Genomic DNA, 10,830 nt, shown 5'->3' with positions numbered 1-10,830 from the left:
CTAACGGAACGGGAACGCCGCTTTTTGCTGGGAATATTATAACAAGCACGCAGACAATTTATATTTATAACGAATCTGGCACCACACCTAACACCTGCTCTAACGAATCTAGTTTTACGGTTAGCGTTTATCCTGCTATAAATTTCACGCTAACCGAAAACAATATTTCAATAAATGGCGATACCGTAACGGTTACTATGGCAAACACAGCAATTACTTATGAGTATGCGCTAGATACTGGCAGTTTCCAGTTAGGCAATATATTTAGCGGCTTAACGCCTGGAACGCATATTTTATATGTGCAAGACGAAAATGGCTGCGTCATAAAATCTGTTATGTTTGAAATTGAAGGACCTGAATCCATAATAATCCCTTTATTTTTTACACCTAACGGCGATGGACAAAACGATATCTGGCAAGTAACAGACCCAAAAAACAGCATTCAAAGCATCGTTATTTTCGATAGGTATGGAAAACTTTTAAAGCAACTAGCGGTTCGATCTAAAATGTGGGACGGTTTTTACAACGGTAACCTCATGCCTTCAAATGATTATTGGTACTTGATAACCTTAAAATCTGGAGAACAACGCACAGGTCATTTTACCTTAAAGCGCTAGATTTTACGTATTTTTGTAATGCCTTTTCGGCAGCTGCTAGGTTCTTTTTTGGCAGCACTGTTTCAAGGCAAGGGCTTGGGCTGTTTCAAGCTTCAGAAGTCTAAAAATTATACCGTATTAGTAACAAGAAGCTATCATGAAATTCAAAATAAAATCCGATTTCAAACCTACAGGCGACCAGCCGCAAGCCATTAAAAAACTGGCAATAGGTATTCAATCTAATGAAAAATACCAAACATTACTTGGTGTTACAGGATCGGGTAAAACCTTTACTGTTGCCAATGTTATTCAGGATGTGCAGAAACCCACATTAGTATTGGCACACAATAAAACGCTAGCAGCCCAACTATACTCGGAGTTTAAACAGTTTTTCCCTGAAAATGCTGTAGAATATTTTGTGTCCTATTACGATTACTACCAACCAGAAGCCTATATTCCCGTTACAGGAACTTACATAGAAAAGGATTTATCCATAAACGAGGAAATAGAAAAAATGCGTTTAAGTACCACCTCCTCTTTATTATCTGGTAGGCGCGATGTTATTGTAATTGCCTCCGTGTCCTGTTTATATGGTATTGGAAATCCTGTAGAGTTTCAGAAAAATGTTATTTCAATTCAACGAGACGACGTCCTTTCCCGAACAAAATTATTGCACCGCTTGGTACAAAGTTTATATTCCAGAACAGAGGACGAATTTAAACACGGAAATTTTAGAATAAAAGGCGATACGGTAGATGTATTTCCTAGTTATGATGACCACGCATTTCGCATTCATTTTTTTGGAGATGAAATTGAAGAAATTGAAGCATTTAACGTGCAAACCAATGAGGTTATAGAAAAATACGACCGCCTAAATATATATCCTGCTAATATGTTTGTTACCTCGCCAGATGTGCTTCAAGGTGCTATTAAAAACATACAAGACGATTTAGTAAAACAATACGACTATTTTACCGAAATTGGCAAACATTTGGAAGCTAAACGGCTAAAAGAGCGCACGGAATTCGATTTAGAAATGATTCGCGAACTGGGTTACTGCTCGGGTATTGAAAACTATTCGCGCTATCTAGATGGCAGACAACCTGGCACCAGACCATTCTGCTTGCTAGACTATTTTCCAGACGATTATTTAATGGTTGTAGATGAGAGCCATGTAACCATTTCGCAGGTGCACGCTATGTACGGCGGAGACCGCAGCCGAAAAGAAAATTTGGTAGAATACGGTTTCCGATTGCCAGCGGCTATGGATAACAGACCACTAAAATTTGAAGAGTTTGAAGCCCTACAAAACCAAGTTATTTATGTGAGTGCTACACCAGCCGACTATGAAATGGAAAAAACAGACGGTGTTTACGTGGAGCAAATAATTAGGCCCACCGGTTTATTGGATCCTATTATTGAAGTAAGACCAAGTTTAAATCAGATTGATGATTTAATTGAAGAAATTCAAATCCGTGTTGAAAAAGACGAACGCACCTTGGTAACAACCCTAACCAAACGGATGGCCGAAGAGTTAACTAAATACCTAGACCGCATTCAAATAAGGTGCCGTTATATACATAGCGATGTGGATACTTTAGAGCGCGTAGAAATCATGCAAGATTTACGAAAAGGCTTATTTGATGTTTTGGTTGGTGTTAATTTACTTCGTGAAGGACTGGATTTACCCGAAGTATCTTTAGTAGCTATTTTAGACGCAGATAAAGAAGGCTTTTTGCGTAGCACCCGATCCTTGACACAAACGGTGGGGCGCGCCGCCAGAAATTTAAATGGAAAGGCCATTATGTATGCCGATAAAATTACCAAAAGCATGCAAAAAACCATAGACGAAACCGAGTACAGACGGGAAAAGCAAATTGCTTACAACACCAAACACAACCTTAAACCAAAAGCCTTAAACAAAAGTTTGGATAATGCCTTAACGCAAAATTCGGTAAGTACCTACAGTTATGAACTTGAAGCTGCCAAAGCGGCAGAACCGGAAAGTGCCTATTTAAACAAATCTGAATTAGAAAAGAAAATACGCGAAAACCGAAAACAAATGGAGCAGGCAGCCAAGGAATTAGATTTTATGCAAGCCGCTAAATTTAGAGATTTAATAAAGGGGTATCAAGAAAAACTAGAAGCGCTTAAAAGTTAATTATAAATAGGCTTTACATGGTAACAACTTGGTTGTTTAATTATATTGCAATTTAAAAATATCAATTAAAACGCCAGTTGGTACTAACCTATTCGGGAAATTTTCCATTAAGAACAGTACTTTGTTAATGGACTCAAAATTTAATCCCATACGCAGGCCATAGTTATAAAGCTTTACCTTTACTTTAGCTGAAGGCGTTCCATTAATATTCATTAATAATATCAATCTATGAAACTGAACAATGCGTTCGCTATGTGTTTTTAAATGAATATAATTAACCGGATGTTCAATAAGGTAGTCAAAATCTTCGCGAGAAATTTCTAACTGTCTGGAAACAGCTAAAAGGAAGTTATACTCAACCGATTTTATATGATTATCGTGTTTGGCAAAGGCAATCATTTCAGAGAGTAGACTCAATTTTTCAACACGGTTTATCATTCTATAGCTGGTTCCTGTTTGTTTCTAAAGATACGCATGAACACCATTTAATAATCCGTGATAAATTGTAACTTGTCGAAAAAAATAACACATTTAAACGATTATAAGCTCATTTTATCTGTATAAATTTTATAAAACACTGTTTTTATGCTAATTATATAAAATAAACAATAAAACGGTTAAACGCTAAAAACCTTATTTTACATAACATTAAACCAATTTATATTAAGAAATACCATGACCAATAATGACATTTTTAAAAAATTGCGTGTGGCCTTGCAACTTCGCGACGACGACATCATTAAAATTCTAGAACTGGTAGATTTTAGAATTACAAAAAGTGAATTAGGTGCCTTTTTCAGAAAAGAGGACCATCCAAAATATATGGAGTGTGGCGATCAAATTTTAAGAAACTTCCTAAACGGTTTGGTTATTCACTTACGTGGCCCAAAACTTGAAAAAAAGCCAAAATTAAAAGGCAAAGTCCCTCTGGACAAAACACCCAAAAACACCAAAGATGCGCCAAACAAGAATTAAAGTTGTTTGGCACCACAACCTTTAAGCTAGTGCTAACTAGTAAAAACAAAAAACTCTCCGAAACGGAGAGTTTTTTTATCTACAAAATTAATTTGTTTTATTATGAAAGTACTTCATGCACCTTATCTGCGGCTTCTTGGAATTCAGTGGCACTTAAAACAGCTAAACCAGAATTGTCAATAAGTTCTTTGGCTACATCGGCATTAGTACCTTGTAAACGTACAATAATAGGCACTTGAATATTACCCATGTTTTTGTAGGCATCAATAACACCCTGCGCAACACGATCGCAACGAACAATACCACCAAAAATATTAATTAGAATGGCTTTTACGTTTGGATCTCTTAAAATTAGTTCAAAGGCTAATTCCACACGCGCAGCATCAGCAGTACCTCCTACATCTAGGAAGTTTGCTGGCTCACCACCTGCTTGCTTAATAAGGTCCATAGTTGCCATAGCTAGTCCAGCGCCATTTACCATACAACCCACGTTACCGTCTAGGTCTACGTAGTTTAAGCCAGCTTCTTTGGCTTCTACCTCTACTGGGTTTTCCTCGCGTAAATCACGTAATGTAGCATAGTCCTTATGACGGAATAATGCATTTTCATCCATGGTTACTTTCGCATCCACAGCCATAATTTTATCATCGCTGGTTTTTAAAACCGGATTGATTTCAAATAAAGACGAATCGGATTTGTCGTAAGCCGTATATAAGGCTGTTACAAATTTTGTCATTTCTTTAAAGGCCGTACCAGACAAGCCTAAATTGAATGCAATTTTGCGCGCTTGAAAAGGCATTATGCCCACTGCTGGATCAATTTCTTCTGTAAAAATTAAATGCGGTGTTTCTTCGGCTACTGTTTCAATATCCATACCACCTTCCGTAGAATACATAATCATATTACGACCTGTTGCACGGTTTAATAACACAGACATATAGTATTCCTCTGGCTCACTATCGCCTGGGTAATACACATCTTCGGCAACTAAAACTTGATGCACACGCTTACCTTCTGCAGATGTTTGCGGTGTTACTAAATCCATTCCAATAATTTCGCCAGCAATACGCTCTACTTCTTGCAGGTTTTTGGCTAATTTCACACCACCACCTTTTCCACGTCCACCAGCATGAACTTGGGCTTTAATTACGTGCCATCCTGTACCAGTATCTTCGGTTAGTTTTTTGGCCGCTTCAACCGCTTCTTGAGCATTTTGGGCAACAATACCACGTTGGATACGTACACCAAAACTACTTAACATTTCTTTTCCTTGATATTCGTGTAAATTCATTTTATAACTTGGTTTGGAGTTTTCTCACTAAGAGAAAGTCGTTTAATTTTAGTTGCACAAAAGTAAGCAACCTCGCGGTTTTAACCAATAAAATTTAAAAGTTGTTTTAGCCGCTACTTAAAATTTTATTTCTTCAAAAACTTTTGAGTAAAAATACCATTTTCCGTTTGTACATAAACCACATACATACCGCCAGCCAAATGTGGCAAACCAATAGTGTTTAAAGGCCCTGATGTTTCGGCAACCTTACGCCCGTGCATATCGCATACGCGAATAGATTTTATAGGATTTTGGTATTTATTTTTAAGGGTTAAAACCTCTGAAACAGGGTTTGGCACAACCTGAAAAGCATCAGCCACATCTTGGTTAATAACCTCTTGAGACAGCGGATTACTTAAAAAGCTTTCGTATGTAGAAATAGTTTCATTCACATTCACTAAATCAAAAACCACAGTTGCTGTATTCGATCTAAAAATAAGATTACCCGAAGCGTTATCGTAATAGTAATACGAAGTTTGGGTGACAGTCCCTTCAAAAATTACGACTGTAAGTGTTAAATTTTGGACCACTTTTAGCCTTGTTACGTTGCCAGTATAAGCGCCTTGACCTACATTGTTTGTAGTAAGCGTTCCGTGTGCATCCACCGTGGTTACAATGGTTCCAACAAAAGATCCGGAGGCATCCGGACTTGAAAATGTGCCACCAACGGCATCCGTAACTTGATTTTGATACATGAGCGGAAATGTTCCTAAAAAGGCATTATCGCTGTTGTAATTTAAAATAATGTCACCTGCAGAAACCCCTGTAAAATAAAAGTTATCGGCTTCGTTTTTAGCAAAAATAGTGTTCACATTGTCCGACCCTGTAGTTGTAATTGACAATACATTAGTTGTACCTGGATAAGTTTGTAATTGCTGACTGGTAGGTGCCGCATAGGTATCCGTATTAACGCCAAGAGGTGTTAAATTTGTAAAATCCCAAACCATGTTTGCTCCCGCCGTTGTTTGATCCAGCCCTCCCGTAGGCTCAACCAAGGCATATTGCGACATAGGCAGGCTGAAAAAATTAGTAATGGGTGCTTGCGCAAAACTAAAGGTAGTAATTAGTGTTAAAATGGCTTGTAATGTTGTTTTCATAATCGAGCGGTTTTATTAATAGCTTCGGAAAGGTAATAAACCAAAAAAACAACAGCGAGTTAAAACCGTTAAAAACCTATTTTAATAGTTAAAAAACACTTTACGTTATCTGTTAAAATACAAAGTCTGCAAGGTCCAATTACTTAAACCTAGCAGCTGCAAGCTAAATACCGTATTTGTCTATTAAATATATTAAACTCGCCATGGTTGCTGCTCCCAGCTCTAATTCGCGTTTGTTTACATGTTCAAATACGTCATTAGCGGCGTGGTGATGATCGAAGTAACGTTGCGAATCTGGTCTTAAACCAGCACACACGTTGGAATCTGTTTTTAGCGGTGCTACATCGGCGCCACTGAAACCTCTTTCGAAATAATGAATTAAATACGGTTTAAATAAGGGTTCCCATTTTGCCATTTTATCCATAAAAGCATCATCGCAATCGAACTGGAAGCCGCGTGGTGTAAAAGCTCCTGCATCACTTTCTAATGAAAAAATATGATTTTCATTTTTTTGTTTTGCTTCTTCCGCATATTTTTTAGCCCCCCGGAGACCGTTTTCTTCGTTCATGAATAACACCACACGCAGGGTGCGTTTTGGTTTTATACCTAATTCCTTAAACAAGCGTAGCACTTCCATAGACTGAGCACAACCGGCACCATCGTCGTGCGATCCGTCGCCTAAATCCCATGAATCTAAATGGCCACCAACAATAATATATTCGTTTGGAAATTCGCTACCTATTATCTCGCCAATAACGTTGAATGATTCCACATCTGCTAACTGTCGGCAGGTTTGATTAAAGAAAAATTTTAATGACGGATCCAACGCAAGCATAGCACTCAACTTTTCGGCATCGTTGGTACTAATTGCAGCGGATGGAATGCGTTGTGCATTGGGCAAGTTGCCGTAAGTCATGCTTCCCGTGTGCGGTAAATCGTCCATTCTTAATGTTAAAGACCTAACTATTACACCAACAGCCCCCAATTTTCCGGCCTCCATAGCACCGGCATACCGTTGGTCTACGCAACCACCATAAGCTTCGAATGTTTGAATAATATCGGGCTGCATGGGTCTGTTAAAAAACACAATTTTTCCAGCCACCTGTTCTTTACCTAAAGCCTGTAAGGACGCTATACCATCTACCTCCAAGACCGGCGCTTTTAAACCCCCAATTGGTGTTGCCACAGAGCCCCCAAGCGCACAAATATTAACCGTAGTTGTAACCCCAGAACCCGACTCTATGAAAGCATATTCCTTATTGCCTCTTACCCATTTTGGCACCATTACGGGTTGCAACCAAACCTTGTCTAAACCTAATTTTTCCAGCTCCTCTTTAGTATATTGCACCGCTTTTTCCGCATTTAAAGACCCCGACAAACGCCCGCCAATTTGATTAGACAAATAGTCCAACCACTCATAACTTTTCCCTTTGGTTAGTGAGGCACTGTAAATAGATTTAAAAACTTGGGCATCTGTTTGGGCAAAGCCGCTGAAGGACAGGAGCATGGCCAGAGTAAGTGCAAGGTGTTTCATAATATTTTTTCTACATTAAATTAGTTCAACAGGTTTAATAAGGCCTGTTTGGTAGGTTTATTAGTCGTTTTCCAATTGATTTATATAAGCCGCCAAATTGTCTTTTATGGTCTCGTCCAGTTCAGGTTCCTTAATATCGTCGTACGTTTTTAAGGTGTCCAATAAAATTTTAGCCACAACGTACCGTGCGGTTGGTTTATGATCTGAAGGAATAATAAACCAAGGTGCATATGGTTTTGATGTTTTTGTAATTAAATCCTGATAACAAGCTTGATAATGTCCCCAAAGTTTGCGCTCTTCGAGATCGCTAGGCGAAAATTTCCATTGCTTATTTGGTTTGTGCAAGCGCCTTAAAAGTCTATTTTTTTGTTCGTCTTTGGAAATATTTAAAAAGAATTTAAAAATTAAGGTCCCGTTTTGCGAAATCGTTTTTTCAAAGTTATTAATCTCTTCAAAACGACGCTCCCAAAAATCGTGGTTTACATCTGCTAAAGTGGCCACATTTGGTAGATTTTCGTTTAAAATATACTCGGGATGAACACGTGTAATGAGGACGTTTTCATAATGCGTTCTGTTAAATACACTAAACTTACCACGCTCTGGCAAGGCCACATAATGCCGCCACAAATAATTATGTCGTAACTCTAGGGCTGTGGGGGTTTTAAAACTGTGTACAACAATACCACGAGCATTGAATTCTTTAAAAACTTCGCGAATTAAGCTATCTTTTCCTGCAGTATCCATTCCTTGAATACAAATTAAAACAGCGTATTTTCCATGGGCATACATGGCGTTTTGAATTTTAGCCAGCTTTTTACAGGCTTTTTTTAAGGTCTGTTCTATTTGAGCGTCATCGGCCTCTAGATTCAAATTGGTGGGGTGCTTTTGTAAGGGCACCGTTGGTTGTGCCTTAAAATCTTGTAAATGAATAGATTTTATAGAATTCATAGCCGTTTCTAGTTATATTTTTAAGATACCAACACCCATTATTGGGATGTTTAGCCACCAATATACGCATTTATAAAAAACCCCAAAAACCCGGCTTGTTGTATTTACAATGCAAAACACAGGCTATTTGGATGCAAATAAGTTTACATCCTGAACACTAATTTCCTTTTCACCTAAAATAATTAAACGCTCCACGACATTGCGCAATTCGCGTATATTTCCGGTCCAATCGTAGGCCTGTAATTTTTTTATAGCCTCTTTGGAAAACGTTTTCTGGGCCGTGCCGTGTTCCTGCGAAATCTTTTCAGAAAAATGCTCAATCAGTAGGGGTATATCTTCACGCCTATCGTTTAAGGACGGAACTTGAATTAAAATAACTGCTAGCCTGTGGTATAAATCCTCCCGAAAGCGTCCTTCTGCAATTTCAGTTTTTAAGTCCTTATTAGTTGCCGCAATAACGCGCACATCTACTTTTATATCTTTATCGTTGCCCACACGCTGAATTTTATTTTCTTGCAAGGCTCTTAAAACTTTTGCTTGGGCGGACAAACTCATATCGCCAATTTCATCTAAAAATAGTGTTCCACCATTTGCAGCTTCAAATTTTCCAGCTCGGTCTTTTACGGCGCTGGTAAAAGCGCCCTTTACATGCCCAAATAATTCGCTTTCTATCAGTTCGGCTGGTATTGCAGCGCAATTTACTTCCACTAAATTGCCTTTGGATCGCTCACTTTTTTGATGTAACCAGTGTGCCACCAACTCTTTACCAGTACCATTAGGTCCCGTTATAAGCACACGGGCATCAGTTGGTGCCACTTTTTCAATCATGTCCTTAATGTGCGCAATGGCATCGCTTTTGCCAATCATTTCGTAATTTTTGCTAACCTTCTTTTTCAGCATTTTATTTTCAACCACAAGCACTTTAGTATCCAGAGCAATGCGCACAGTGTTTAATAGTCTATTTAAATCTGGTGGTTTCGAAATATAGTCGAAAGCGCCTAAACGCATCGTATTTACAGCAGTATCCAAATCGCCATGACCTGAAATCATAACCATTGGAATTTCTGGTTTTAATTTTTTCACGGCCTGAAGCACTTCCACGCCATCCATTTTTGGCATTTTAATATCGCAGAATACCAAATCGAAATCTTCATTTTTTATTTTTTCGAGCCCTTCTAAACCATCGGCGGCTTCAGCAACTTGGTAGCTGTCGTTTTCTTCTGAAAGAATTTTAACAAGTACGCGCCTAATGGCTGCTTCATCTTCAATAACTAATATTTTTGACATACTTATGTAGTTTTTGGTTGTATAAGGTGAACATCCCTTTGCGGAAATGGTATGGATATATTGTGTTCTCGAAATAATCTATCTATTTCAAAACGAATATCGCTTTTTGGAAAAACGGCTTTAAAGCTATCTTTTACCGTAAAAATAACCTTAAAATTTAAGGAACTGTCTCCAAAATCGGTAAACAATACAACGGTTGATTCTTTTTCGAGTACCTCGGGATGTGAGTTAGCTGCCTGAATTAATAATGTTTTTACCAATTGTATATCGCTACCGTAAGCAACACCTATTGTAATATTTTCTCGTGTGGAAATATCGTTTTGTGTCCAGTTATACAAACTATTGGTTAGGTACAAGTGGTTGGGAATAACTAACACCCGATTATCGATGGTTACTGCACGTGTGGTTCTTAATTTTATCTCATCCACACGACCTACCTTGCCTTCTATTTCAATAATATCGCCAACGTGCAAGCTTTGATCGACCAGAATAAAAACGCCCGAGATAATATCTTGAAATAAGGTTTGCAGGGCTAAACCAATACCAATAAGCAAAGCTGCAGAAGCCGCAAAAATAGCTGTAACATTTACCCCAACTGAATCGAAAACAATTAAAATAACAATTAAGTAAATTAGCCATCTGCCAAAAGAGAATACGGTATTAAATTTGGCTTTATCTTCCTGTGGCAAGCGTTTGGCATACATACGCTTTACAAAATTTAACACCAAAGTAGTACCACCGTAAATAACAATTAACAAAAGTATGAGCCCAATGGTAACATTAATTGGATTTTTTTCGGAACCCAACTGAAAACCAATATTTAGAAAATCAATTATCCCGTCAATTATACGGCTATCGCCAACAACTTCTTCTAAATTATCTAAATGATTTTGCATAACTTA

10 protein-coding genes are annotated in these 10,830 nt (G+C 38.1%); 3 read left to right on the top strand and 7 right to left on the bottom strand.

The genetic code is table 11. From position 1 onward, the window contains the following. Window positions 1-617: T9SS type B sorting domain-containing protein (locus ACFSQP_RS00585; RefSeq protein WP_376891021.1), on the top strand; the 617-nt coding region annotated here is incomplete at its 5' end. 136 nt (window positions 618-753) lie between these two features. Next, the gene (gene uvrB, locus ACFSQP_RS00580) at window positions 754-2,757 is read left to right on the top strand and encodes an excinuclease ABC subunit UvrB (protein WP_376891019.1); all 2,004 of its coding nucleotides are present in this window, start codon (window positions 754-756) and stop codon (window positions 2,755-2,757) included. Between the two features lie 36 nt (window positions 2,758-2,793). Here the strand turns inward: uvrB and ACFSQP_RS00575 are convergent, their stop codons facing one another. Beyond that, window positions 2,794-3,174, bottom strand: a complete 381-nt coding sequence (locus ACFSQP_RS00575) for a TerB family tellurite resistance protein (RefSeq protein ID WP_376891018.1) — start codon at window positions 3,172-3,174, stop codon at window positions 2,794-2,796. 258 nt (window positions 3,175-3,432) lie between these two features. On the opposite strand from ACFSQP_RS00575, the gene ACFSQP_RS00570 reads away from it, so the two are divergent. Beyond that, on the top strand, window positions 3,433-3,732 hold the full coding sequence (locus tag ACFSQP_RS00570; protein WP_376891016.1) for a DUF1456 family protein: 300 nt from the start codon (window positions 3,433-3,435) through the stop codon (window positions 3,730-3,732). Window positions 3,733-3,832: 100 nt separating this feature from the next. Here ACFSQP_RS00570 and sucC read toward each other — a convergent pair whose 3' ends face one another. The 6 genes from sucC to ACFSQP_RS00540 form a co-directional block, all read right to left on the bottom strand. Then, window positions 3,833-5,023 carry an ADP-forming succinate--CoA ligase subunit beta gene (sucC, locus tag ACFSQP_RS00565; protein WP_376891014.1) on the bottom strand — a complete coding sequence of 397 codons (1,191 nt, stop codon included), beginning with the start codon at window positions 5,021-5,023 and terminating at the stop codon, window positions 3,833-3,835. 125 nt (window positions 5,024-5,148) lie between these two features. After that, complete coding sequence (locus ACFSQP_RS00560; RefSeq protein ID WP_376891013.1) at window positions 5,149-6,159, bottom strand: T9SS type A sorting domain-containing protein; 1,011 nt, start codon at window positions 6,157-6,159, stop codon at window positions 5,149-5,151. A 163-nt stretch (window positions 6,160-6,322) separates the two neighbouring features. Then, window positions 6,323-7,693 (bottom strand): M20/M25/M40 family metallo-hydrolase, encoded by a 1,371-nt coding sequence (locus tag ACFSQP_RS00555; RefSeq protein WP_376891012.1) that lies wholly within the window; start codon window positions 7,691-7,693, stop codon window positions 6,323-6,325. A 60-nt stretch (window positions 7,694-7,753) separates the two neighbouring features. Continuing rightward, window positions 7,754-8,632, bottom strand: coding sequence for a PPK2 family polyphosphate kinase (locus tag ACFSQP_RS00550; RefSeq protein WP_376892104.1), 879 nt, complete (start codon window positions 8,630-8,632; stop codon window positions 7,754-7,756). A 132-nt stretch (window positions 8,633-8,764) separates the two neighbouring features. Beyond that, the gene (locus ACFSQP_RS00545; protein ID WP_376891010.1) at window positions 8,765-9,928 is read right to left on the bottom strand and encodes a sigma-54-dependent transcriptional regulator; all 1,164 of its coding nucleotides are present in this window, start codon (window positions 9,926-9,928) and stop codon (window positions 8,765-8,767) included. A gap of 2 nt (window positions 9,929-9,930) precedes the next feature. After that, window positions 9,931-10,824, bottom strand: coding sequence for a mechanosensitive ion channel family protein (locus ACFSQP_RS00540; RefSeq protein ID WP_376891008.1), 894 nt, complete (start codon window positions 10,822-10,824; stop codon window positions 9,931-9,933). Window positions 10,825-10,830 lie beyond the last annotated feature (6 nt).

Origin of the sequence: Bizionia sediminis (assembly GCF_042684585.1) — a bacterium.
Classification (GTDB): domain Bacteria; phylum Bacteroidota; class Bacteroidia; order Flavobacteriales; family Flavobacteriaceae; genus Algorimicrobium; species Algorimicrobium sediminis.
The sequence above is the reverse complement of the archived record's forward strand: the minus strand, read 5'-3'. Positions and strand labels throughout refer to the sequence as shown.